Here is a 25,140-nt window from a genome sequence, read left to right on the forward strand (position 1 = left end):
TCCTTTGCGCGGTGGCTGATCAGAGCGCGTCGCTGGGTAACGGGTGAGTGGCAAACCAGGCTTGCGCCTCCAGGTCCAGGACGGCGATACCCTGGAAGTTCAAGACGCGCAAACCGCGCTCTTCGCCTTTGTGGTGCAGCGCGCGGAACACCTTCGTGGGCCACAGACGCCGCAGCAGCAAGCGGCTGATCCGCCGGGTATGGCCGAACGGCGCAACCCAGTCGTTGACCCACAACCGATCGCCGCTGTCCCAGTCTTCTGCCGGCAGGCACACCGCCGGTGCACGCAGGTAGCGCGCCTCGGCCTCGGCACTGAGGTTGAGCCATGACAGGAAAAACACCGGCCGCCCTTCCTCACTGATCAAGATGAACTGACGCCGCTTGATCGCCGGCAACAACAGGCTCGACAGGCTGTGCAACGGCGCATCGCGATGGGCTGCCGAGTGCATCCACAGCCACACCGCCGAGCCCAGCACCTGGGCTTCGTCGATGGCGCTGTCGGCGCGCTCGGGGGCGAGCACCTCCAGGGTGTCGTGGCGCATGCTGGGCTCCTTCAAAACGACCAGTTGGCGCTGAAGCCACTGGTCACGTCGGCGGTCTGGAAACCCTTGGGTTTTTCCAGGGGTTTGCCGGTGTAGATGTCATAGGAAAACTGCTTGTAGCCGCCGCGCAGGCCCACCACCGCACCAGCCAGGCGTCGGCCCGCGAGCTGCTGGGTGGAATGCCCGCCGACTTCGCCGTAGTCCACGCCCAGGTACAGCTCCTGGCCGGTGTTGGCCAGGCTCAGGCCCAGGTCGTTACTGAACGTCCAGCCGCGTTCGGCCGACAGGATCTGCTCGCCGTCAAAGCCGCGCACGGTGTAGCGCCCGCCAATCGAAAAGCGGTCCTGAGGGATCAGCGGCGTGCGGTTCCACTGCCCGCGCCAGCCCGCGACGTAACGCAGGCGTTGATCGGCCAGGGTGAACGGCACCTGCAATTGCGCGTTGGCGCTGATGATCTGCGAGCGCGAGGTGCCTTCGCCGGTTTCTTCTTCGGGGGCACGCAGTGCATCGCGGGCGCCGGTGCCACGGCGATAACCCACGCCAAGGTCGAGGGTGCTGGCGCCGATGAATTCACGGTGATTGATCCCGGCCTGCCAACCGGCCATGCGCCGCCGTTGCGATTCGATTTCGGTGTCTTCGACGTAGTTGCTGGAGGTGCGGCTCCAGCCGCCGACCGACACGGTGGTCTTGCGCACTGCGTCGCGGTAGATCACCCGTGACAGTTGCACCTCGTTGGTCCGGCTGCGGCCACTGTAGGAATAGGCCTGGTTCACCCCGGCGATCGTCTGGTGGTAGTCGTATTCGCTGGACGTCAGGCTCAACTGCCAATAGTCGTAGGGCACCGAGTAGTGCACGGTGTGGCCCTTCGAGCCGCGATCGCCGCTCTGACCGCCGCCCAGGTCGTGGTTGAAGCTGATGTAGAACAGATCGTTGAGGCTCGCCAGGTTATCCAGCGACAGGGCGACGTTGCCTTGGTACTTGCCGGTCTGTTTGCTGCCGGAGTCGTCCACCGACAGGCTGACGCGCACCGGAATCGCCTGCTTCCAGGCAATCACCACATCGCTCTCCCCCGGCTTCGCGTCCGCGCCTTCGGCCGGCGTGATCTGCACGTCGGCTTCGGCGGTGGGCACGCGCTTGAAGTTTTCCAGCGCCTGTTCGATGTCGCGCAGGTTGAGCACATCGCCAGGCGACGCGGGCATGGCGTTCCAGTAGTTGGCGCGGCTTGAGGTGCCCGGGGCGAAACGGATGTGCTTGATGCGCCCCGGCACCAGCACCAACGCCAGCGTGCCCTGGTTCAAGTCCTGGGCCTGGGCGAGGACGCGGGTGGTGATGAAGCCCTTGGCGATGATCGCGTTCTGGATGCGTTTCATCGTCAGGTTGATACCGGCAGAGCCGATGCATTGGCCCAGCACCGGATCGTCGCTCGGGTTGGCGGCACGCAAGGCCCACTGGAAATCTTCGGACTGCTCGCCGGTGAGGACCACGCGGTCGATCTTGAAGCACGGCGTTTCATTGCGCGGCAGACGCAGGGTGCCGGTGCTGTCTTGCGGGGCTTCGAGACGCACGTCGGGGGACGGCTCCAACTGCTCGCGCTGGGCACGTTCACGTTGTTGCTGCAGGAGCAATTGCTGGGCAGGCACTTGGGGTTCAGCCGCGAGTGCCGCCGCGCTGGTTAGAAAACCGACAAGGGAGCAGGTGGCGACGCAAGACTGCAGCAAAACAGAGGGTTTTGTTCTAGGTAGAGCGTCGAATGACATTTCGCATCCTTGTGAGTGAAACTTCCTACATGCGCAGGTTGGTCACCACAAAGACATAAAAGTGCCATCGGGATGTATGGCCTTGTGACACATTTCGCAAAAACGGGGGGGGGTGGGAAGGCTTGGATTTTAGTGTTGAAGGCTCTATCTCGAGGCCTAGAGCTGATTTCTCCAGACTCGACAAAAATTCAACTTTTGTACAGTTTCATATCCCCATCTACAGTAGCCGTCACAGGTCGCGGCACCACGGACGACCTGATACACCGCGGCGGCCCGTTTGGGGCGGCTTCGCCACCCAGCGCGGGCAAGCCCGCTCACTACGGTTGGGATGAAACCAAGGATCAGTTCTTGTGCAACTTGCTCATCAACTGCGCCTCGGCCTGGGTCAGGCCGCAAGACTGGGTCAGCTCATCCACCGTCGCGCCCATGCCCACCAGCTTCGCCGCCTGGGCAAACGATAGGCTCGACGGATCACGCTGCTCGATCTGCGCCAGCTTGTCCGGCAACGGTGCGAGGATCGCGCGCAGTTCATGCACCTCGTCCCCGACCCGCACCGCACTTTGCTGAAAGTGATCGACACGCTTGGCCAGCTCGACCACACGCCGGTCGCGCACGGCGTCGCGCTCGGCCTGTTGCAGGGCCACTTCCCGTTGCTGGCGCAAATAGCGCAGCAGGAAGGCCAACGTCCCGACCCACAACAGGGCCAGGACGATCACCGCCGCTTCAAGAAACAATCAGATGTTCTCCAGATCCGACCATTCTTCTTCGCTCATCATCTTGTCCAGCTCAACCAGAATCAGCAGTTCGCCGTTCTTGTTGCACACGCCCTGGATGAACTTGGCAGACTCTTCGTTACCGACGTTCGGCGCGGTTTCCACTTCCGATTGGCGCAGGTAAACCACTTCGGCCACGCTGTCGACCATGATCCCGACCACTTGCTTGTCGGCTTCGATGATGACGATACGGGTGTTGTCATTGACTTCGGTCGGCACCAGACCAAAACGCTGGCGAGTGTCGATCACCGTCACCACGTTGCCGCGCAGGTTGATGATGCCCAGCACGTAGCTCGGCGCACCCGGTACCGGCGCGATCTCGGTGTAGCGCAGCACTTCCTGCACGCGCATTACGTTGATGCCATAGGACTCGTTGTCCAGCTTGAAGGTTACCCATTGCAGGATCGGATCATCCAAACCTTGTGCGGACGCTGACTTGTTGTTCATACCCCTGACCCCTTCAAATGCCGTTGAAACGGCGTGTGTACTTCGTTGGCCGCACTTGCGCGCGGCCCTTATTGTTCAATCAACTGCGTGTGTTACCGGGCATCGACTTGACGGCCCCACTGGCGATCAGCTCGGCCAATTCGGACACGTCGAGCAATGCGCACATGTGTTCGATCACGGTGCCCGCCAGCCAAGGCCGCTGGCCCCGGTGGCTGCGCCATTTGATTTCGTTCGGGTCCAGGCGCAACGAGCGGCTGACTTGATGCACCGCCAGCCCCCACTCGTAGCCCTGCACCGAGATCACGTATTGCAAACCCTGGCGGAAGTCGTCGCGGTAGCGGTCGGGCATCACCCAGCGCGCTGTGTCGAGCACCTTGAGGTTGCCGGCCTGGCTGGGCAGGATGCCGAGGAACCACTCCGGTTGCCCGAACAATGGCGTCAACTCCTGGCCTTCCAGGGAGTAGATCGAGCCCAGGCACACCAGCGGCACCGCCAGGGTCAAGCCGGCGACGTCGAACAGCAGGCACTCGAACGGCTCGGCAGCCCAGCTTGGGCGACCATCACCAGTGACCGGCGGTGGCGTGATGCTCGGCGGCAGGTGCACTTCGACCACCGGCTCGACCACCACCGGGGCGACCACCACGGGCTCAAATGGCGCTACAACCGGGGCAACGTGGGCATCCCGGGCTTGTTCTTCGAGCACTGCCAACTGGAATTCATCCAGCGTGCTTTCTGGCTCAAGCACCAGAATCGGCTCGGGCAACTCTTCGGCGGTCGCCTCCTGCAGCAGGCCATCCAGGTAGGATTCCAGTGCCAGTTGCGGCCGGGTCTTAAGTTCGACAGGACGGTTCATCAAGCCACCTGCGCCACAAGTTGCTGGGACAACAGGTGCTTGAGCAGCGCGCGGTAGGCCATCACGCCACGGCTCTTGCCGTCGAACTGTGACGGCGTGAGGCCGGCGCGGCTGGCGTCACGCAGGCGCGTGTCCACCGGGATGTAGCCGTTCCAGATGGTGTCCGGGTAGGCATCGCGCAATACGCGCAAGGTGCCGAGGGACGCCTGGGTACGGCGGTCGAACAAGGTCGGCACGATGCTGTACGGCAGCGCCTGCTTGCGCGAGCGGTTGATCATCGCCAGGGTGCTGACCATGCGTTCCAGGCCTTTGACCGCCAGGTGCTCGGTCTGTACCGGGATCACCAGTTGCTGGCTGGCCGCCAAGGCGTTGACCATCAGCACGCCGAGCAACGGCGGGCTGTCGATGATGGCGTAGTCGAAGTCCTGCCACAGCTGCGCCAAGGTCTTGGCGATCACCAGGCCCAGGCCGCTCTGCCCCGGCGACTGGCGCTCGAGGGTGGCCAGCGCGGTGCTCGACGGCAACAGGGAAATGCTGTCGTTGCTGGTGGGCAGCAGCAGTTGCCCCGGCAGGTCGGCCGGCACACTGCCTTTATGCAGGAACAGGTCGTAGCAGCTGTGTTCCAGCGCATCCGGGTCGTAGCCGAAGTAGCTGGTCATCGAGCCGTGGGGGTCGAGGTCGACCACGACCACACGCTTGCCCGCCTCGGCCAGCAAGCCGGCTAAGGCGATGGAGGTGGTGGTCTTGCCGACTCCACCTTTTTGATTGGCAACTGCCCAGACTCTCATTCGGTTGGTTCCTCCCGGTGGGCACAGGCGCGACCGAGACATTGCATAGGTTATTGAGCCGGTGACGGAGAATTGACGGAGCTCTGACGCACCGGCGGCTTTGCAGGGGCCGGTGCAGTTTGTGTGCCAGCCCGCTTCAAGGCCGCATCCGGTGTTGCATTGGCGGTGCCGGTGCCGGTCAGGCTGCGGCGCACATCCAGGTTGCGTGATACCACCAGCACTACCCGGCGGTTCTTGGCGCGGCCTTCTACCGTGGCGTTATTCGCCACTGGCTGGAACTCACCATACCCCACCGACGCCAGGCGTTCGGGGTTCACCCCCTGCATCGCGAGCATGCGCACGATGCTCGACGCCCGCGCCGAGGACAGCTCCCAGTTGGTCGGGTACTGCGCGGTGCTGATCGGGAAATTATCGGTAAAGCCCTCGACGTGAATCGGGTTCTCGAACGGTTTGAGGATCGCCGCGACCTTGTCGATGATGGTGAACGCCTGGTCGCTGGGCAGCGCATCGGCACTGGCGAACAGCAGGCTGGAATTGAGTTCGATCTCGACCCACAACTCATTGCCGCGCACGGTCATCTGGTTGGAACTGATCAGGTCGCCAAAGGCGGCGCTGATGTCGTCGGCGATGCTCTTGAGTGGATCACTGGTGCCACCGACGCCGGCGGCGGTTTCGTCGCTGTCGTTGACCAGCGGCTTGGCCGGGGTCACGGTCCTGGGCCGCTCTTCGCCAATGGGAATCGGCTTGAGGGCGCGATCGGTGTCGTTGAACACCCCGATCAGCGCCTGGGAAATGACTTTGTACTTGCCTTCGTTGATCGACGAGATGGAGTACATCACCACGAAAAACGCGAACAGCAAGGTGATGAAGTCCGCGTAGGACACCAGCCAACGTTCGTGGTTGACGTGTTCTTCAGGCTCGCGACGGCGACGGCTCACTGGCAGTTACCTCTCTGAACACACAATTCCCTGTGGCTGGCGAGCGTGTTGTGGTGGTGACGGGCGAGCTTGCTCGCTCGCCACCAAAGACCAGTGCGCCACAGATCGATAACCATCGCCATCAGTCCATGAAGCCCTGGAGCTTCAATTCGATGGAGCGTGGGTTTTCCCCCTCGGCAATCGACAGGATGCCTTCGAGCAACATCTCGCGATAACGCGACTGGCGCTGGGCAATGGACTTGAGCTTGCTCGCCACCGGCAGCAACACCAGGTTGGCGCTGGCCACGCCGTAGATGGTGGCGACGAACGCCACGGCAATCCCGCTGCCCAGTTGCGACGGATCGGCGAGGTTGCCCATCACGTGGATCAGGCCCATCACCGCACCGATGATGCCGATGGTCGGCGCGTAGCCGCCCATGCTTTCAAAGACTTTGGCGGCATTGATGTCACGGCTCTCCTGGGTGTAGAAATCCACCTCCAGGATGCTGCGGATCGCTTCCGGTTCGGCGCCGTCCACCAGCAATTGCAGGCCTTTGCGCGCATAGCTGTCGGGCTCGGCATCGGCCACGCCTTCCAGGCCCAGCAGGCCTTCCTTGCGGGCGGTGAGGCTCCAGTTGACCACGCGGTCGATGCCGCCGGCCAGGTCGACGCGCGGCGGAAAAATGATCCACACCAAGATCTGCATGGCGCGCTTGAACGAGCTCAACGGCGACTGCAACAACGCGGCGCCCACGGTGCCGCCAATCACGATCAACGCAGCCGGACCGTTGGCGAGGGCGCCGAGGTGGCCGCCTTCGAGGTAGTTGCCGCCGATGATTGCGACAAACGCCATGGTGATGCCGATCAGGCTCAACACATCCATTAGAGGCAGGCCTCCACCAGATGCTTGCCGATGTCGTCCAGGCTGTACACGGCGTCGGCCAGCTCAGCCTTGACGATGGCCATGGGCATGCCATAGATCACGCAGCTGGCTTCGTCCTGCGCCCAGATCGCGCTGCCGCCCTGCTTGAGCAGGCGCGCGCCTTCACGGCCGTCGGCGCCCATGCCGGTGAGGACCACCGCCAGAACTTTGTCGCCGTAGGACTTGGCAGCCGAACCGAAGGTGATGTCCACACAGGGTTTGTAGTTCAGGCGCTCGTCGCCCGGCAGGATTTTGATCGCACCGCGCCCGTCCACCATCATCTGCTTGCCACCGGGCGCCAGCAGCGCCAGGCCAGGACGCAGGATGTCGCCATCCTCGGCTTCCTTGACGCTGATGCGGCACAGCTTGTCCAAGCGTTCGGCGAACGCCTTGGTGAAGGCCGCTGGCATGTGTTGGATCAACACAATCGGCGCCGGGAAGTTGGCCGGCAACTGCGTCAACACGCGCTGCAAGGCCACCGGGCCGCCGGTGGAGGTGCCGATAGCGACCAGCTTGTAGGCTTTGCGTTTCGGCGCTGGCGAGTGCGCCGTGGCGGCCGCAGCACGCGTCGGTGCTGTCAGCGCAGGCCGGGCAACCGGAGCGGGTGCCGGGCGGCCGAACGTGCTCGCCGATGCGGCAGCCGCCGGTGTCGGCGCAGGCGCGGGGGCCGGTGCGCTGAACAGGCTGCGACGGTTGCTGCGGGAAATACTGTGGACTTTCTCGCACAGCAGTTGCTTGACCTTCTCGGGGTTGCGCGAGATGTCTTCGAAATTCTTCGGCAGGAAGTCCACCGCACCAGCGTCCAGCGCATCGAGGGTTACCCGGGCGCCTTCGTGCGTCAGCGAGGAGAACATCAATACCGGGGTCGGGCAGCGTTGCATGATGTGTCGAACTGCCGTGATGCCATCCATCATCGGCATCTCGTAGTCCATGGTGATCACGTCCGGCTTCAACGCAATGGCTTGATCAATCGCCTCTTTGCCGTTGGTGGCCGTGCCGACCACCTGGATGCTTGGATCGGCGGAAAGAATTTCCGAGACGCGGCGGCGGAAGAAACCCGAATCGTCCACCACCAGGACCTTGACTGCCATAAACACTCCGTTAGGCGGGGCGGGCGAACCGCCCTACCCCACCAGAATCAAATACGCCGAGCGGCGTAACGCTTGAGCATGCTCGGAACATCGAGAATCAGCGCGATCCGACCGTCACCGGTGATGGTCGCACCCGACATGCCCGGGGTTCCCTGCAGCATTTTGCCCAAAGGCTTGATCACCACTTCTTCCTGGCCAACCAGTTGATCGACGACAAAGCCGATACGCTGGGTGCCCACGGAAAGAATCACCACATGGCCTTCGCGCTGCTCTTCATGGGCAGCCGAAGCCACCAGCCAGCGCTTGAGGTAGAACAGTGGCAACGCCTTGTCACGCACGATCACCACTTCCTGGCCGTCGACCACGTTGGTGCGCGACAGGTCGAGGTGGAAGATCTCGTTGACGTTGACCAGCGGGAAGGCGAACGCCTGGTTGCCCAGCATCACCATCAGGGTCGGCATGATCGCCAAGGTCAACGGCACCTTGATCACGATCTTCGAACCCTGGCCCTTGGTCGAGTAGATATTGATCGAGCCGTTGAGCTGGCTGATCTTGGTCTTCACCACGTCCATGCCGACGCCACGGCCGGACACGTCGGAGATCTCGGTCTTGGTCGAGAAGCCCGGGGCGAAGATCAGGTTGTAGCACTCGGTGTCGGTCAGGCGGTCGGCGGCGTCCTTGTCCATCACGCCACGCTTGACCGCGATATTGCGCAGGATGGTCGGGTCCATGCCTTTGCCGTCATCGGTAATCGACAGCAGGATATGGTCGCCTTCTTGCTCCGCCGCCAGGATCACCTTGCCGCCACGGGACTTGCCCGAGGCTTCGCGTTCTTCCGGGGTTTCCACGCCGTGGTCGACGGCGTTGCGCACCAAGTGGACCAGCGGGTCGGCCAGGGCCTCGACAAGGTTTTTGTCGAGGTCGGTTTCTTCACCCACCAGTTCCAGGTTGATTTCTTTCTTGAGCTGGCGCGCGAGGTCGCGAACCAGGCGCGGGAAGCGACCGAAGACTTTCTTGATCGGCTGCATCCGCGTTTTCATCACGGCGGTTTGCAGGTCGGCGGTGACCACGTCGAGGTTCGACACGGCCTTCTGCATGGCCTCATCGCCGCTGTTCAGGCCCAGGCGCACCAGGCGGTTACGCACCAGCACCAGTTCGCCGACCATGTTCATGATGTCGTCCAGGCGTGCGGTATCAACCCGCACGGTGGTTTCGGCTTCACTGGCAGGCTTTTCAGCGCCAGCCGGTGCAGGTGCCGCGGCACGTGCTGGGGCAGCGGCGGCGGGCGCCGCAGCAGGCGCGGGAGCCGGTTTGGCGGCTGCCGGAGTCGCAGCTTTCGCCGCCGCTGCTGGCGCCGGCGTGGCGACCTTGGCCGTCGCGCCCACTTCGGTGAACTTGCCTTTGCCGTGCAGTTCGTCCAGCAACGACTCGAACTCGTGATCGGAGATCAGTCCGTCGCCGGCAGGTGCGGCAGGTGCAGCAGGCGTGGCAGCCGCCGCGGTTGGCGCGGTGGCTGCGACGGCGGGCAAGGCGTCGGCTGCAAACGTGCCCTTGCCATGCAGTTGGTCGAGCAACGCTTCAAATTCGTCGTCGGTGATGTCGGTGCTGGTCGAGGCGGCTGGCGCTTCGGTAGGCGTTTCGGTCGGCGCGGCAGGTGCCACCGCGTCGGCGGCGAACTGGCCTTTGCCGTGCAACTGGTCGAGCAGCGATTCGAACTCAGCGTCGGTAATGTCTTCGCCCGTCGGCGCCGCAACGGGCGCTGCCGGAGCTTCAGCCTCGGCCTTGACCGCGCTGAGGGAGTTGAGCAGTTGCTCGAACTCGCTGTCGGTCACGTCCGCTTCGGGCTCTGCCACAGGTTCCGGCACAGCTTCAGCCACCGGTGCCACCGACATGTCGGCAGGCTCGGCATAGCGCGCCAGGGCGGCCAGCAGTTCCGGCGTGGCTGCGGTGATCGGGGCACGTTCACGCACTTGGCTGAACATGCCGTTGACCGCATCCAGTGCTTCGAGAATCACGTCCATCAACTCCGAGTCGACGTGCCGCTCACCCTTGCGCAGGATGTCGAACACGTTCTCGGCGATGTGGCAGCACTCCACCAGCTCATGGAGCTGGAGGAAGCCGGCGCCCCCTTTTACAGTATGAAAACCGCGAAAAATTGCATTGAGCAGGTTCGCATCATCCGGTCGGCTTTCCAGCTCGACCAGTTGCTCGGACAACTGCTCTAAAATTTCGCCGGCCTCTACAAGGAAATCCTGAAGGATCTCTTCATCGGCGCCGAAGCTCATGTGGGTGCTCCTTAGAAGCCTAAACTGGATAACAGGTCATCGACATCATCTTGACCCGATACAACGTCTTCACGTTTATCGGCATGAATCTGCGGACCTTCACCCTTGGCGAGATGTTTTTGTGGATCTTTTTCCGAGAGGATCGCTTCGCGGTCATGTTCGATGCCGGCAAAACGGTCAACCTGGCCTGCCATGAGCACCAATTTGAGCAAATTGCTTTCCACTTCGGTGACCAATTGGGTCACACGCTTGATCACCTGACCGGTGAGGTCCTGGTAATCCTGGGCCAGCAGAATGTCATTGAGGTTGCTGGAAACCATGCGGTTTTCCTGCTCACTGCGTGACAGGAAACCTTCGACCCGACGTGCCAACTCACGAAACTCTTCGGCCCCGACTTCGCGGCGCATGAAGCGACCCCAGTCGTGGCTCAAGGCCTGGGCTTCGGTGGCCATGCCGTTGACCAGAGGCGTGGCGTTTTCCACCAGGTCCATGGTGCGGTTGGCCGCCGCCTCAGTCAGCCTGACCACATAGGACAGGCGCTCGGTGGCATCGGTGATCTGCGAGATCTCTTCGGCCTGGGGCATGTGCGGGTCGATCTGGAAATTGACGATCGCACTATGCAGCTCACGCGTGAGCTTGCCCACTTCCTGGTACAGGCCGCGGTCACGGGTCTGGTTGAGCTCATGGATCAACTGCACCGCGTCGCCGAACTGGCCTCTCTCAAGGCAGTCGACCAACTGGTGAGCATGCTTTTTCAGGGTCGACTCGAAGTCTCCCTGTGATGTTTCTTTATGCTCCATAGCTCCCCCGCGATGGCATTAGCCGTGGATGCGTTCGAAGATTTTTTCGATCTTCTCTTTCAAGGCCAATGCAGTGAAAGGTTTGACCACGTAACCGTTTACCCCGGCTTGGGCGGCTTCGATGATCTGTTCACGCTTGGCTTCGGCGGTCACCATCAGCACGGGCAGGCCGCGCAGCTTTTCGTCGGCACGCACGTGACGCAGCAGGTCGATACCGGTCATGCCCGGCATGTTCCAGTCGGTTACCAGAAAGTCGATGCTCCCGCTGTTGAGGATCGGAATCGCCGTAAGGCCGTCATCCGCCTCGACCGTGTTTGTGAACCCAAGGTCACGCAACAGGTTTTTAATGATCCGCCGCATCGTTGAGAAGTCATCAACGATGAGGATTTTCATGTTCTTGTCCAATTCGACCTCCAAGCAGTCTTAAACGCGCCCAGCACCTGGACGCGCCATTTCAATCAACAGGCGTTACACAAAAAGGACTGCCCAGGGCACCACGGCGCAAAACCGCAAAAGCGTCACGCCTTCACGGTCTCGTCTGCAGTGTCCCCACACTGCCTGTCAGCGCGCGCGCCACTCTCCCAACCGCCCCCGCAAGCGGGCTGCGCACTGGCTATGCAGCTGGCTGACACGCGATTCGCTGACCCCCAGGACCTCACCGATTTCCTTGAGGTTCAGCTCTTCGTCGTAGTACAGCGCCAACACCAGTCGCTCACGCTCCGGCAAATTGGCAATCGCGTCCGCCAACGCGCCCTGGAAGCGTTCATCCTCCAGGTCGCGCGACGGCTCAAGATGTGCACTCGCGCCGTCCTCGTGCAGCCCTTCGTGTTCGCCGTCCTGTAGCAGGTCGTCGAAGCTGAACAGGCGGCTGCCCAAGGTATCGTTCAAAATCCCGTAATAATCGTCGAGACTCAATTGGAGTTCGGCCGCAACTTCGTGATCTTTAGCGTCGCGACCGGTTTTTGCTTCAATTGCGCGAATTGCGTCACTGACCATGCGCGTATTGCGGTGTACCGACCGCGGCGCCCAATCACCTTTACGCACCTCATCGAGCATCGCGCCACGGATACGGATGCCCGCGTACGTCTCGAAACTGGCACCCTTGCTCGCATCGTATTTGGTCGACACTTCAAGCAGGCCGATCATGCCGGCCTGGATCAAGTCTTCGACCTGCACACTCGCCGGCAGGCGCGCCAGCAGGTGATAGGCGATGCGCTTGACCAGCGGCGCATAGCGCTCGATCAATTCGCCCTGGCTGTCACGTGCCGACTTCTTGTAAAGGTTGTAGCCGCTGGATGTCATAGCACAGGTCCCGCGCTCGTCTGATGCACCAATCGCTCGACGAAAAACTCCAGATGCCCCCGGGGATTGGCGGGCAATGGCCAAGTATCGACCTTCTGAGCAATAGCCTTGAACGCCAGTGCGCACTTCGAACGAGGGAACGCTTCATAGACCGCACGCTGCTTTTGCACGGCCTTGCGCACACACTCGTCATAGGGAACTGCGCCTACGTATTGTAAGGCGACATCGAGAAAGCGATCCGTGACCTTGGTCAACTTGGCGAACAGGTTGCGCCCTTCCTGCGGGCTCTGGGCCATGTTGGCCAGGACGCGGAAGCGGTTCATGCCGTAGTCACGGTTAAGCAATTTGATCAGGGCGTAGGCATCGGTGATCGAGGTGGGTTCATCGCAGACCACCAGCAAGACTTCCTGCGCGGCGCGCACGAAGCTGACCACCGACTCGCCGATCCCGGCGGCGGTGTCGATCACCAGCACGTCGAGGTTGTCGCCAATGTCGCTGAACGCCTGGATCAGGCCGGCATGCTGCGCCGGGCTCAAGTGCACCATGCTCTGGGTGCCGGAGGCAGCCGGTACGATGCGGATCCCGCCAGGACCCTGGAGCAGCACATCACGCAGCTCGCAGCGGCCCTCGATCACATCGGCGAGGGTGTGTTTGGGCGTCAGCCCCAGCAGAACGTCGACATTCGCCAGACCCAGGTCAGCATCCAGCAACATGACCCGACGGCCAAGCTCTGCCAGGGCCAGGGACAAATTCACTGACACGTTAGTTTTCCCGACGCCACCTTTGCCGCCGGTCACCGCGATCACCTGTACGGGATGCATGCTGCCCATTTTATTTCTTTACCTTGTCTTGCTTAGACGCAGGCTACATGGCTTGGCCGCGTGAATCGCTTGCAGACCAACGATGTAGATACATTTCACGGTGTTCGCCCTGCCCTCAACCCACCCGCTTTGCCGGGTTGTGGTAGAGGTCGGCGAACATATCGGCCATCGCTTCCTCGCTAGGCTCTTCTTGCATTTGCACGCTGACAGCGCGGCTGACCAACTGATGACGGCGCGGCAGATGCAAATCATCCGGGATCCGCGGCCCGTCGGTCAGGTAGGCGACCGGTAATTCATGGCTGATCGCCAGGCTCAATACTTCGCCCAGGCTCGCCGTCTCATCCAGTTTAGTCAGGATGCAGCCGGCCAGGCCGCAACGTTTGTAGCTGTGGTATGCAGCGGTAAGAACCTGTTTCTGGCTGGTGGTTGCAAGCACCAGGTAATTTTTCGACTTGATGCCACGCCCGGCCAGGCTTTCCAGTTGCATGCGCAGCGCCGGATCGCTGGCCTGCAGGCCGGCGGTGTCGATCAGCACCACGCGCTTGCGCAGCAGCGGATCGAGGGCGTTGGCCAGGGACTGGCCCGGGTCGACGTGGGTCACCGACACATTGAGGATACGGCCCAGGGTCTTGAGCTGCTCCTGGGCGCCGATGCGGTAGCTGTCCATGCTCACCAGCGCGATGTTGTGCGCGCCGTACTTGAGCACATAACGCGCGGCCAGCTTGGCCAGTGTGGTGGTCTTGCCCATGCCGGCAGGGCCGACCATGGCGATCACACCGCCCTCTTCCAGGGGCTCGATTTCCGGGGTGACGATCATCCGCGCCAGGTGCGCCAGCAGCATGCGCCAGGCCTGGCGAGGCTCGTCGATTTCGGTGGTCAGTGCCAGCAGGTCGCGGGACAACGGGCCGGACAGGCCGATGCGTTGCAGGCGGCGCCACAGGTTGGCCTGGGCCGGCTTGCTGCCTTGCAACTGTGTCCACGCCAGGGAGCCCAGCTGCACTTCCAGCAGCTCACGCAGGCCATTGAGTTCAAAGCGCATCGAGTCAAACACACGCTGGTCGACTGCGCCCGCCGGTGGCGGCGCTGCAGGACGCGGTGGTTCGGTGAAGGTGGGCTCAACCAAGGGCTCCGCAGCGGTCAACGGCAGGCCGGCGAACAACTGGCGATTGGTGGTGGCATCGCTGTCGCCGCGCATGCTCAGTTCGGCCTGGGCCGACACAATGCGCGAGGCGGTCTTGCGCAGCTCGTCTTCGAGTTCCATGTTCGGCACACGCGGCGCCAGCGCCGAAGGCGTGTAATCCAGGGCAGCCGTCAGCTCGACACCGCCGGCAATACGACGGTTACCGATAATCGCGGCATCGGCGCCCAGCTCATCACGCACCAGTTTCATGGCCTGACGCATATCGGCGGCGAAAAAACGCTTCACTTGCATAACCCACTACCTCAGCCGTTGGGCCCTACTGTCGCGACGATAGTCACTTGCTTGTTGTCAGGAATTTCCTGATAAGCCAAAACGTGCAAATTCGGAACTGCCAGGCGTCCAAACCGCGACAACATCGCCCGGACGGGGCCGGCCACCAGCAGAATCACCGGATGGCCCTGCATTTCCTGGCGTTGTGCGGCGTCGATCAACGAACGCTGCAGTTTTTCAGCCATGCTTGGCTCCAGCAGAACGCCCTCTTCCTGGCCTTGTCCTGCCTTCTGAATACTATTGAGCAATATTTGTTCCAACCTTGGCTCCAAGGTGATCACAGGCAGCTCAGACTCAGTCCCTACAATGCTTTGCACGATGGCGCGAGACAATCCGACACGCACCGCCGCCACCAGCGCGGCGGTATCTTGACTCTTGGCGGCATTGTTGGCGATGGCCTCGGCGATGCTGCGAATGTCGCGCACCGGCACCTGTTCGGCCAGCAGCGCCTGCAACACCTTGAGCAACTGCGACAGCGACAGCACGCCCGGCACCAGCTCTTCGGCGAGTTTTGGCGAAGCCTTGGCCAGCAAACCCATCAATTGCTGGACTTCCTCGTGGCCGATCAGCTCGTGGGAGTGCTTGTACAAGATCTGGTTAAGGTGGGTGGCGACCACGGTGCTGGCGTCAACCACGGTGTAGCCCAGGGACTGCGCCTGGCTGCGCTGGCTGATTTCGATCCACACCGCTTCCAGGCCAAAAGCCGGATCTTTGGCGGTAATGCCGTTGAGGCTGCCGAATACCTGGCCGGGGTTGATCGCCAACTCGCGGTCCGGGTAGATCTCGGCTTCGGCGAGGATCACGCCCATCAGGGTCAGGCGGTAGGCACTGGGGGCCAGGTCGAGGTTGTCGCGGATGTGCACGGTGGGCATCAGGAAGCCCAGGTCCTGGGACAATTTCTTGCGCACGCCCTTGATCCGCGCCAGCAGCTGGCCGCCCTGGTTGCGGTCCACCAGCGGGATCAGGCGGTAGCCGACTTCCAGGCCGATCATGTCGATCGGGGTCACGTCGTCCCAGCCCAGCTCCTTGGTTTCCGAGGCGCGGGCCGGGGACGGCAGCAGTTCCTGCTGGCGCGCCACCTCTTGCAGGGCCTGGACCTTGACCGCATTTTGCTTTCTCCAGAACAGGTACGCCGCGCCGCCTGCCAGGGCCGCCATGCTCAGGAACGATACGTGGGGCATGCCCGGCACGATGCCCATGATCGCCATGATGCCCGCCGCCACGGCCAGGGCCTTGGGCGAGGCAAACATCTGCCGGCTGATCTGCTTGCCCATGTCTTCGGAGCCCGAGGCACGGGTCACCATGATCGCGGCAGCTGTGGATAACAACAGTGATGGCAATTGCGCCACTAAACCGTCACCGATGGTCAGCAAGGCGTACACCTTGCCCGCATCGCCAAAGGTCATGCCGTGCTGGAAGATACCGACGGCCATGCCACCGATCAGGTTGATGAACAGAATCAGCAGGCCGGCGATGGCGTCACCGCGCACGAACTTGCTGGCACCGTCCATGGAACCGTAGAACTCGGCTTCCTGGGCGACTTCCAGGCGGCGCGTCTTGGCTTGGTTCTGGTCGATCAGGCCGGCGTTGAGGTCGGCGTCGATCGCCATCTGCTTGCCGGGCATCGCATCGAGGGTGAACCGTGCGCTCACCTCGGAAATCCGCCCGGCACCCTTGGTCACCACGACGAAGTTGATGATCATCAGAATCGCGAACACCACGATACCGACCACGTAGTTACCGCCGATCACCACCTCACCAAAGGCCTGGATCACCTTGCCGGCGGCGGCGTGGCCGTCCTGGCCGTGAAGCATCACCACGCGGGTCGACGCCACGTTGAGCGCCAGGCGCAACAGGGTTGCCACCAGCAGGATCGTGGGGAATACCGCGAAATCCAACGGCCGCAGCGCGTATACGCAGACCAGCAGGACCACGACGGACAGGGCGATGTTGAAGGTGAAGAACACGTCCAGCAGGAACGGCGGCATCGGCAACATCATCATTGCCAGCATCACCAGTAACAGCAACGGCACACCCAGATTGCCCCGCGACAGGTCAGTCAGGGTGCCACGGGCCGTGCTGAACATTTGAGAGCGATCTACCACCGGTATTCCTCGTGTTCCTTGAAGCAAAGTTTTGACGCCAGGAGGCGACTTGAAGGCGGTATTGCAAGAAGCCTTCCAACTTTTACCCAAGTCAGACGAGGAGCGTTTTTTTACACGACCCGTACGTTTGCAGCCTGCGGTCCTTTTTGTCCGGGCGTTATCTCGAACTCGACCTTTTGCCCTTCAGCAAGGCTCTTGAATCCGCTGGCCTCGATCGCCGAATAGTGGACAAAAACATCCGTACCATCTTCCTGCTGGATAAACCCAAAGCCCTTTTCCGCGTTGAACCACTTCACCGTGCCTGTCGCCATTGCCGCTCTCCCGACATCTCATTCAAAAACCCGAGATCAGTGTGACGCTGACTGCAAAGATGCCCCGGGGACGATGAATCCTGCCAAATCGCACCCGCTGCCCAACCTTGAGCCGAACCCCGGCCGAGCTGGTGAGGTCTACCCGCACCTGCTCACTCCCGCCATCCATTGCGATGACCCCTTCCCCTGTCTCACTGCTGTAAAACCTGACGGTTCCGGTCACCCACTTCATTGCTGCCTCGCTGCTTGTTCCTACACGCAGTTTCTGCTGCCATGGAAACGCGGGACGCGCAGGCTGGCTACTGTCAGAGTTGACAGGTCAGCAAGGATTTACGACGAACGGTATGCATGCGATTTCCGTAGTGAGCGGGCTTGCCTGCGCTGGGTGGCGAAGCCGCCCCAAACGGGACGCCGCGATGTTTCAGGAAGGCCGAGGTGTCGGGATTTAGGGCGGCTTCGCCGCCCAGCGCGGGGCAAGCCCGCTCACTACAGGGTAAGGGGAATATCAGGAGTCGCGGCGTAAATCCGGGGGAATCGGCAGGTCCTTGAGCGGATCAGGCCGCTTGCCTTTGCCCGCGCGGTATTGGCGGATCTGATAGACATAGGCCAACACCTGCGCCACCGCCAGGTAAAGCCCGGCCGGGATTTCCTGGTCGAGGTCGGTGGAGTAGAAGATCGACCGCGCCAGTGCCGGCGACTCCAGCAGCAGGATGTCGTTGGCCACGGCGATTTCGCGGATTTTCAGTGCGGTAAAGTCACTGCCCTTGGCCAACAGCATCGGCGCGCCGCCTTTCTCCGGGTCGTACTTGAGCGCCACGGCGTAGTGGGTCGGGTTGGTGATGATCACGTCGGCGTCGGGCACCGAGGCCATCATCTTGCGCTGGGACATTTCCCGCTGCAGTTGGCGGATGCGCTGTTTGACCTCGGGACGCCCTTCCTGGTCCTTGTGTTCATCGCGCACTTCCTGCTTGGTCATCAGCAGTTTCTTGTGGCTTTCCCACAACTGGATCGGCGCATCCACGGCAGCAATGATGATCAGCCCGGCGGCCATCCACAGCGCGCTCCACCCCACCACCTGCACGCTGTGGATGATCGCCGACTCCAGCGGCTCGTGGGCGATGCGCAGCAGGTCGTCGATGTCAGAGGTCAATACCATCAGCGCGACGAACAGGATCAGGATGAATTTGGCCAAGGCCTTGAGCAACTCCACCAGCGCCTTGGCCGAGAACATGCGCTTGAGCCCGGCAGCGGGGTTCATGCGGCTGAATTTGGGCGCCATGCTGCCGGCCGCGAACAGCCAGCCGCCAAGGGCGACCGGGCCGATCAGCGCGGCCAACAGCAAGGTGATCAGGATCGGCTGCACCGCCAGAATCGCGATCTTGCCCGAATGCAGCAGGTACTGGCCCATCGCGCCAGGGTTCAGCAGCACTTCGCGGGGCAAGCTGAAGTTGTGTTTCATCAACTCCATCAAGTCCAGCGCCAGGCCACCGCCGTAGATCAGCAGGGCGCCGGCGCCGGCCATCATGGTCGCGACGGTATTCAGCTCTTTCGAGCGGGCGATCTCGCCCTTTTCCCTGGAGTCCTTTTTGCGTTTCTCCGTGGGGTCTTCTGTCTTGTCCTGACCGCTCTCGCTCTCGGCCATGGCTCAGCGCGCCCGTGCCAGATCACGTAAGAACTGCAAGGCGTCGGACGCCAGCGGTTGATACTGATTGAGAATGTCGGCCAGGCCGATCCAGAAAATCCCCATGCCCAACACCAGGGTCAACGGGAAACCAATCGAGAAAATGTTCAGTTGCGGCGCCGCGCGGGTCATCACGCCAAACGCGATGTTGACCACCAGCAGCGCAGTGATCGCGGGCAACACCAGCAGCAGCGAGGCGCCCAGCACCCAACCGAGACGCCCGACCATCTCCCAGAAATGGTTGACCACCAGCCCCGAGCCCACCGGCAAGGTGGTGAAGCTCTCCGTCAACACTTCGAACGCCACCAGGTGGCCGTTCATGGCAAGGAACAACAAGGTCACCAGCATGGTCAGGAATTGCCCGATCACCGCTGCCGACACGCCGTTGGTGGGGTCGACCATGGACGCGAAGCCCATGCCCATCTGGATCGAGATGATTTGCCCGGCAATCACAAACGCCTGGAAGAACAGTTGCAGGGAGAAGCCCAGCATGGCGCCGATCAGCACCTGCTCGGCGATCAACAGCAAGGCGCTGAGATCGAGCGCATTCACAGGTGGCATCGGCGGCAAGCCGGGGACCAGCACCACGGTGATCGCCACCGCGAAATACAGGCGCACCCGGCGCGGCACCAGGGTCGTGCCGAACACCGGCATGGCCATCAACATCGCCGTCACGCGAAACAGCGGCAGGATGAAGGACGCCACCCAGGTACTGATCTGGGTGTCGGTCAATGCCAGCAAAGATTGCATCGGCTCAGCCGATCAACTGCGGAATACTGCCGTACAACTGCAGGATGTATTCCATGAAGGTTTGCACCAGCCACGGGCCGGCGACGATCAGGGTGATCAGCATCACCAGCAGGCGCGGCAGGAAGCTCAAGGTCTGTTCGTTGATCTGGGTCGCGGCCTGGAACATCGCCACCAATAGGCCCACCAACAGGCTTGGCACCACCAGCACAGCAACCATCATGGTGGTCAGCCACAGCGCTTCACGGAACAGGTCAACGGCGACTTCTGGCGTCATGGCGCTATACCCCTCCGAAACTGCCGGCGAGCGTGCCGATAATCAGCGCCCAGCCGTCCACCAGCACAAACAGCATGATTTTGAACGGCAACGAGATGATCAGCGGCGACAGCATCATCATCCCCATGGCCATCAGCACGCTCGCCACCACCAGGTCGATGATCAGGAACGGGATAAAGATCATGAAGCCGATCTGGAACGCGGTCTTCAATTCGGAGGTGACGAACGCCGGCACCAGGATGGTCAACGGCGCCTGGTCCGGGGTGGCGATGTCGGTGCGCTTGGACAGGCGCATGAACAGCTCCAGGTCGCTGGAGCGGGTCTGCGACAGCATGAAGTCCTTGATCGGCCCCTGGGCCTTGTCGATCGCGACTTGGGCAGTGATGGTTTCGGCGAGGTAAGGCTGCAGGGCTTGCTGGTTCACCTTGTCGAACACCGGCGCCATGATGAACATCGTCAGGAACAGGGCCATGCCGGTGAGGATCTGGTTCGACGGCGTCTGCTGCAAGCCGAGGGCCTGGCGCAGGATCGAGAACACGATGATGATCCGCGTGAAGCTGGTCATCAGCATGACAAACGCCGGGATGAAACTCAGCGCAGTCATGATCAGCAGGATCTGCAGGCTGACCGAATATTCCTGGGCGCCGGCGGCGTTGGTGCCCAGGGTAATCGCCGGGATCGACAACGGGTCGGCGGCGAACGCCAGTGGCGCAGCCAGCAACAGCATGAGCGTCAAGAAAACGCGCATTACTTCTTATCCTTCTGATCCTTGCCCAACAACTCCATCAGGCGCTGGGCGAATTCTGGCGTGGCGGACTGGGTCTGATCCACGTTGACGGGCGTCTTGAGCACATGCAGCGGGGTGATGCGGCCGGGGGTGAGGCCGAGCAGGATCTGCTCCTCCCCCACCTGCACCAGCACCAGCCGATCACGCGGGCCGAGGGCGCGCGAGCCGATCAGTTCGATCACCTGGGCGTTGCCCGGGCCGACGTTCTGCACGCGGCGCATCAGCCAGGCGAGCACGAAGATCAAGCCGACCACCAGCAACAGGCCCAGCACCAGTTGGGTCAACTGGCCACCGACGCCACTGCCGACCGGTGCCGCCGCGGCCTGGGCCACGGGCTCCGCCGCCAACACACTCAACGGCAGCGCGAGCAACAGTCCGAGCATCAGCCGCTTCATATCAGCGCAACTTCTTGATGCGTTCGCTCGGGCTGATCACGTCGGTCAGGCGGATGCCGAACTTTTCGTTGACCACCACCACTTCGCCGTGGGCGATCAGGGTGCCATTGACCAGTACGTCCAGCGGCTCACCGGCCAGGCGATCGAGCTCGATCACCGAACCCTGGTTGAGTTGCAACAGGTTGCGGATGTTGATGTCGGTGCTGCCGACTTCCATGGAGATCGACACCGGGATGTCGAGGATCACGTCCAGGTTCGGGCCATCGAGGCTCACCGGCTCGTGGTTCTTCGGCACGCTGCCGAATTCTTCCATCTGCAAGCGGTTGCCGGCCGGCGCGGTGGCGGCGTCAGCGGCCAGCAGCGCGTCGATGTCGTCCTGACCGACTTCGCCAGTTTCTTCCAGGGCCGCAGCCCATTCGTCAGCCAGGGCCTGGTCTTCGGCGGAAGTGTTTTCGTGTTCGGTAGCCATTACATGTCCTCGGCGGAGCAAGCATTCATAAATTAGGGTTGGATCAGCGACGGTTGATCGGCTCGATCACTTGCAGTGCCAGGTTGCCCTTGTGGGAACCGAGCTTGACCTTGAATGACGGCACGCCATTGGCGCGCATGATCATTTCTTCCGGCAATTCCACAGGGATCACATCACCCGGCTGCATGTGCAGGATGTCCCGCAGGCGCAATTGGCGACGGGCCACGGTGGCGCTGAGCGGCACGTCCACATCCAGCAGGTCTTCGCGCAGGGCCTTGACCCAGCGCTCGTCCTGGTCGTCCAGGTCGGACTGGAAACCGGCGTCGAGCATCTCGCGCACCGGCTCGATCATCGAGTACGGCATGGTCACGTGCAGGTCGCCGCCACCGCCATCGAGTTCGATGTGGAACGTGGACACCACAATGGCTTCGCTGGGGCCGACGATGTTGGCCATGGCCGGGTTCACTTCCGAGTTGATGTACTCGAAATTGACTTCCATGATCGCCTGCCAGGCTTCCTTCAAGTCGATGAAGGCTTGCTCCAGCACCATGCGCACCACCCGCAGTTCGGTGGGGGTGAATTCACGGCCTTCGATCTTGGCGTGACGGCCGTCGCCGCCGAAGAAGTTGTCCACCAACTTGAACACCAGCTTGGCGTCAAGGATGAACAGCGCAGTGCCGCGCAGCGGCTTGATCTTGACCAGGTTGAGGCTGGTGGGCACGTACAGCGAGTGCACGTATTCACCGAACTTCATCACCTGCACGCCACCGACCGCCACGTCCGCCGAGCGGCGCAGCATGTTGAACATGCTGATGCGGGTGTAACGGGCGAAACGTTCGTTGATCATCTCCAGGGTCGGCATACGTCCACGGACGATGCGATCCTGGCTGGTCAGGTCATAACTTTTGACGCTGCCGGGTTCGGCAGCCATTTCGGTCTGCACCAGACCATCGTCGACGCCATGCAGCAGTGCGTCGATTTCATCCTGGGACAGCAGGTCTTGCACGGCCATGTCGTGATCCTACTGCAATACGAAGTTAGTGAAGAGCGCCTGCTCGATCACGACTTTGCCGAGCTCTTTCTGGGCCACTTCCTGCACGCTGGCAGTGACCTTCTGGCGCAGCATTTCCTGGCCGACCGGGGTGGCCAGGGCATCGAAGCTCTGCCCGGAGAACAGCATCACCAGGTTGTTGCGGATCACCGGCATGTGCACCTTGAGGGCTTCCAGGTCAGCCTGGTTGCGCGCGAGCAAGGTGATGCTCACTTGCAGGTAGCGCTGGCGGCCGTTCTGATTGAAGTTGGCGACAAAGGCCGGGAGCATCGGCTCGAAGATTGCCGGTTGCTTGACGTTGCTGGCGGTTTCAGCCGCAGGCGCCGGTTTGCTCGCGCTGCTGTGCATGATGTACCAGGTGCCACCCACCGAGGCGCCAATGGCCAGGATCAGGCCCACGACAATCATCAGGATAAGCTTGAGCTTGCCTTTGCCTGCGGGTGGTTTTGCTGCGTCGTCGCTCTTCGCCATGCCAATAATCCGTCACTATTCGGGGATTCATAGATCTACGGAAAGGCAAGAGCAAGTGTTATGCCAGAGTTGTCTGGTAATTGGGCAGAGCCAGCACCACCAATCAAATGTGGGAGCGGGCTTGCTCGCGAATGCGGTGTGTCAGTGACAGATGTATTGACTGACACACCGCATTCGCGAGCAAGCCCGCTCCCACATTTTGTCCCGCGACAGGTTCAGGTCAGGCGTAGTAGTCGACGGCGCTGGAGCCGATGACGTTGGAGATCACAGGCGTCACTGCTTCAGCCACTTCGGCATGGGCAGTGCTGTCGCCACTGTCACCACGTCCGCTGCTACTGATGCCCCGCGCCTGATTCTGCTGTTGCTGCTGCTCCTGGCCACGGGACTGGTCCGACACGTTCACATCCACCTGCCCCATGCCCTGCTGGGCAAACATCTCACGCAAGCGCCCGGATTGGCTTTCCAGCGCCTCGCGCACCACCGCATGGCCGCTCATGAAGCTGACCTGGGCTTGCTGGTCCGCCGTCATATTGACTTTGATGTCCAGGCGCCCGAGTTCGGCCGGTTGCAGTTGGATCTCCGCCGACTTGAGGTTGGCGCTGGACAGGTACATCACGCGGTTGACCACTTCCTCGGTCCAGCCGCTCTGGTGCATGGCCAGCGGTGCGTTGATCACCGGCGGCAGGGCGTTTGCGGTTTTCGGCGTGGCGGCCTGGGTCAAGGCAGCCAGGCGATTGGCGAAGTCATCGACGCGGGTGTCGCTGCTGGCGCCCTTGAGGTCTTTGAGGCCGTCTTCGATCAGCCCGCCGAAGGCTTTGTCACCGCCCTGGTCAGTGCTGTCCTTGGCGGCTTGCTGGTCGACCATATTGGCCAGGCCGGCACTGAAATTCTGGGCGGCGGTCGGCTGGTCCAGGTCCGGCGGCGGCGCGCTTTTCTGGGGGGCCTGGCTACTGGCGGAGACGTGACCGCCCTGCTCCATCGCCAGGCGCACGGCCGGCATTGCGTCGAGAGGGTCGCTGGCGGGGTCGAACGCTGGTGCCTTGACCTCATCGGTCACGGCAAGCGGTGCTGCGGTCACGGGCTGGGCCTTTTCATCAACCACAGGCGCGACGGTTGCCGGAGCCACCGGCACTGGCACTGGCACGGCGACTGGCGTGACCGTCGCCACCAACGCCGGATCTACGACCGGGTCAACCACCGGCTGTTGCACCAGACTTGGGTCGGCGGGCTTGTCGTCATCACTCTTGCTGGCGCTGTCATCAGCCTTGGCCGGCGGGTTGGCAGGCAAAGGATTGCCGCTATCGGCAACTGCCGGTGTGCTGGCGGCAGGCTTGTCGCCGCCGGCCGCAGGCTTGGCGCTGCTGTCGGCAGACTTGTCACGGCTGGTTTTCGACGGGGTATCGTCGGCCTTTGCCACAGGTTTGGAACCCTGATTGGCGAACACCTGAGCAAAGCCGGCGCCCTTGTCACGCGGCTCCGCAGCCGCTGCCGGCGGGTTGGCGGCAGGCGCTTGAGGCTTGGCCGCAGGGGCAGCCTGAAGAAGCGAATTAGGGGCGACTGGCATAGGTAAAGGTCTCCACTGCATGAGGGTCGGGGATGCAGTATCTGGAGGTAGAGCAAGAGTCGGGCCAGGTTGCCGAGCGCAGCTGAAAAATGTGGGAGAGGGCCCGTTCCCACATTTGGATCTTCATATCTCTATCAGCACATCAGAGCTGGAAGCGCTGGCGCTCCGATTCGTACAGCGGGCGCACCAAGGCAAACTCATGATCAATCTGATCCACCAGAACCCCCAGGTCAGCGCCAGGCGCTTGCGCAGACTCAGCCTCCAGCCGCTGGCACAACTGCGCCAACCGCACCGCACCGAGGTTGCCGCTGCTGCCCTTGAAGCTATGGGCGATACGCCCCAGCGCCTTGGCGTCATCGCGCGCCTTGCGCAAGGCTTCGACGCGTTTTTGCGAATCATCGAGGAAGGTATCCAACAGCCTGGGGTACTCGCCCTCCATGACTTCCTGCAAACCCGACAGCACGTCGGGGTCCAGATGAATCTCAGCCACTTGTTCGCTCCTTGATCAAGAATC

27 protein-coding genes are annotated in these 25,140 nt (G+C 62.1%); all 27 read right to left on the bottom strand.

What is annotated here, in order from left to right; genetic code table 11:
- Positions 1-19: 19 nt before the first annotated feature.
- Positions 20-541 carry a toxin-activating lysine-acyltransferase gene (locus AC3ISR_RS19680; RefSeq protein ID WP_192296984.1) on the bottom strand — a complete coding sequence of 174 codons (522 nt, stop codon included), beginning with the start codon at positions 539-541 and terminating at the stop codon, positions 20-22.
- Between the two features lie 11 nt (positions 542-552).
- Positions 553-2,181, bottom strand: coding sequence for a ShlB/FhaC/HecB family hemolysin secretion/activation protein (locus tag AC3ISR_RS19685; protein WP_463984088.1), 1,629 nt, complete (start codon positions 2,179-2,181; stop codon positions 553-555).
- Positions 2,182-2,639: 458 nt separating this feature from the next.
- Positions 2,640-3,032: a DUF2802 domain-containing protein gene (locus AC3ISR_RS19690; protein WP_192296986.1), complete on the bottom strand. Its 393-nt coding sequence runs from the start codon at positions 3,030-3,032 to the stop codon at positions 2,640-2,642.
- Complete coding sequence (locus tag AC3ISR_RS19695; protein ID WP_017735234.1) at positions 3,033-3,518, bottom strand: chemotaxis protein CheW; 486 nt, start codon at positions 3,516-3,518, stop codon at positions 3,033-3,035.
- 79 nt (positions 3,519-3,597) lie between these two features.
- Positions 3,598-4,371, bottom strand: a complete 774-nt coding sequence (locus tag AC3ISR_RS19700) for a CheW domain-containing protein (RefSeq protein ID WP_463984087.1) — start codon at positions 4,369-4,371, stop codon at positions 3,598-3,600.
- Complete coding sequence (locus AC3ISR_RS19705; protein WP_192296988.1) at positions 4,371-5,159, bottom strand: ParA family protein; 789 nt, start codon at positions 5,157-5,159, stop codon at positions 4,371-4,373. Before AC3ISR_RS19705 ends, AC3ISR_RS19700 begins: the two co-directional genes overlap by 1 nt.
- Positions 5,160-5,209: 50 nt before the next feature.
- Complete coding sequence (gene motD, locus AC3ISR_RS19710; protein ID WP_463984086.1) at positions 5,210-6,097, bottom strand: flagellar motor protein MotD; 888 nt, start codon at positions 6,095-6,097, stop codon at positions 5,210-5,212.
- Positions 6,098-6,218: 121 nt separating this feature from the next.
- Positions 6,219-6,959 carry a flagellar motor protein gene (locus AC3ISR_RS19715; protein WP_192296990.1) on the bottom strand — a complete coding sequence of 247 codons (741 nt, stop codon included), beginning with the start codon at positions 6,957-6,959 and terminating at the stop codon, positions 6,219-6,221.
- Positions 6,959-8,089, bottom strand: a complete 1,131-nt coding sequence (locus tag AC3ISR_RS19720) for a protein-glutamate methylesterase/protein-glutamine glutaminase (protein ID WP_192296991.1) — start codon at positions 8,087-8,089, stop codon at positions 6,959-6,961. Before AC3ISR_RS19720 ends, AC3ISR_RS19715 begins: the two co-directional genes overlap by 1 nt.
- A 47-nt stretch (positions 8,090-8,136) precedes the next feature.
- Positions 8,137-10,374, bottom strand: coding sequence for a chemotaxis protein CheA (locus tag AC3ISR_RS19725; protein ID WP_192296992.1), 2,238 nt, complete (start codon positions 10,372-10,374; stop codon positions 8,137-8,139).
- An 11-nt stretch (positions 10,375-10,385) separates the two neighbouring features.
- Positions 10,386-11,174 (bottom strand): protein phosphatase CheZ, encoded by a 789-nt coding sequence (locus AC3ISR_RS19730; RefSeq protein WP_192296993.1) that lies wholly within the window; start codon positions 11,172-11,174, stop codon positions 10,386-10,388.
- An 18-nt stretch (positions 11,175-11,192) separates the two neighbouring features.
- On the bottom strand, positions 11,193-11,567 hold the full coding sequence (locus tag AC3ISR_RS19735; RefSeq protein ID WP_192296994.1) for a chemotaxis response regulator CheY: 375 nt from the start codon (positions 11,565-11,567) through the stop codon (positions 11,193-11,195).
- Positions 11,568-11,735: 168 nt separating this feature from the next.
- Positions 11,736-12,476, bottom strand: coding sequence for an RNA polymerase sigma factor FliA (gene fliA / locus AC3ISR_RS19740; RefSeq protein ID WP_065909829.1), 741 nt, complete (start codon positions 12,474-12,476; stop codon positions 11,736-11,738).
- Entirely contained in the window at positions 12,473-13,306 is an 834-nt protein-coding gene (gene fleN / locus AC3ISR_RS19745; protein WP_003192912.1) for a flagellar synthesis regulator FleN, read from the bottom strand. The genes fliA and fleN overlap by 4 nt, the downstream gene beginning before the upstream one ends.
- 106 nt (positions 13,307-13,412) lie before the next feature.
- A complete protein-coding gene (flhF, locus tag AC3ISR_RS19750) occupies positions 13,413-14,729 on the bottom strand; it encodes a flagellar biosynthesis GTPase FlhF (RefSeq protein WP_192296995.1) in 1,317 nt (438 codons plus the stop codon).
- Between the two features lie 11 nt (positions 14,730-14,740).
- A complete protein-coding gene (gene flhA / locus AC3ISR_RS19755) occupies positions 14,741-16,855 on the bottom strand; it encodes a flagellar biosynthesis protein FlhA (protein WP_192296996.1) in 2,115 nt (704 codons plus the stop codon).
- Positions 16,856-16,983: 128 nt separating this feature from the next.
- Positions 16,984-17,184, bottom strand: coding sequence for a cold-shock protein (locus tag AC3ISR_RS19760; protein WP_192296997.1), 201 nt, complete (start codon positions 17,182-17,184; stop codon positions 16,984-16,986).
- Positions 17,185-17,689: 505 nt separating this feature from the next.
- On the bottom strand, positions 17,690-18,826 hold the full coding sequence (gene flhB / locus AC3ISR_RS19765; protein WP_192296999.1) for a flagellar biosynthesis protein FlhB: 1,137 nt from the start codon (positions 18,824-18,826) through the stop codon (positions 17,690-17,692).
- Positions 18,827-18,829: 3 nt separating this feature from the next.
- Positions 18,830-19,615, bottom strand: coding sequence for a flagellar biosynthetic protein FliR (gene fliR / locus AC3ISR_RS19770; RefSeq protein ID WP_192297000.1), 786 nt, complete (start codon positions 19,613-19,615; stop codon positions 18,830-18,832).
- A gap of 4 nt (positions 19,616-19,619) precedes the next feature.
- A complete protein-coding gene (gene fliQ / locus AC3ISR_RS19775) occupies positions 19,620-19,889 on the bottom strand; it encodes a flagellar biosynthesis protein FliQ (RefSeq protein WP_003214552.1) in 270 nt (89 codons plus the stop codon).
- 4 nt (positions 19,890-19,893) lie between these two features.
- The gene (gene fliP / locus AC3ISR_RS19780; RefSeq protein WP_192297001.1) at positions 19,894-20,637 is read right to left on the bottom strand and encodes a flagellar type III secretion system pore protein FliP; all 744 of its coding nucleotides are present in this window, start codon (positions 20,635-20,637) and stop codon (positions 19,894-19,896) included.
- Entirely contained in the window at positions 20,637-21,071 is a 435-nt protein-coding gene (gene fliO, locus AC3ISR_RS19785) for a flagellar biosynthetic protein FliO (protein WP_192297002.1), read from the bottom strand. The genes fliP and fliO overlap by 1 nt, the downstream gene beginning before the upstream one ends.
- Position 21,072: 1 nt before the next feature.
- Positions 21,073-21,540, bottom strand: coding sequence for a flagellar motor switch protein FliN (gene fliN, locus AC3ISR_RS19790; RefSeq protein WP_192297003.1), 468 nt, complete (start codon positions 21,538-21,540; stop codon positions 21,073-21,075).
- A gap of 43 nt (positions 21,541-21,583) precedes the next feature.
- A complete protein-coding gene (gene fliM, locus AC3ISR_RS19795; RefSeq protein ID WP_017735217.1) occupies positions 21,584-22,552 on the bottom strand; it encodes a flagellar motor switch protein FliM in 969 nt (322 codons plus the stop codon).
- A 9-nt stretch (positions 22,553-22,561) separates the two neighbouring features.
- Positions 22,562-23,062, bottom strand: a complete 501-nt coding sequence (fliL, locus tag AC3ISR_RS19800) for a flagellar basal body-associated protein FliL (protein WP_192297004.1) — start codon at positions 23,060-23,062, stop codon at positions 22,562-22,564.
- A gap of 220 nt (positions 23,063-23,282) precedes the next feature.
- On the bottom strand, positions 23,283-24,626 hold the full coding sequence (locus AC3ISR_RS19805) for a flagellar hook-length control protein FliK (protein ID WP_463984085.1): 1,344 nt from the start codon (positions 24,624-24,626) through the stop codon (positions 23,283-23,285).
- A gap of 142 nt (positions 24,627-24,768) precedes the next feature.
- Positions 24,769-25,116: an Hpt domain-containing protein gene (locus tag AC3ISR_RS19810; protein ID WP_192297006.1), complete on the bottom strand. Its 348-nt coding sequence runs from the start codon at positions 25,114-25,116 to the stop codon at positions 24,769-24,771.
- Positions 25,117-25,140 lie beyond the last annotated feature (24 nt).

The organism is Pseudomonas sp. GL_117 (assembly GCF_057835125.1).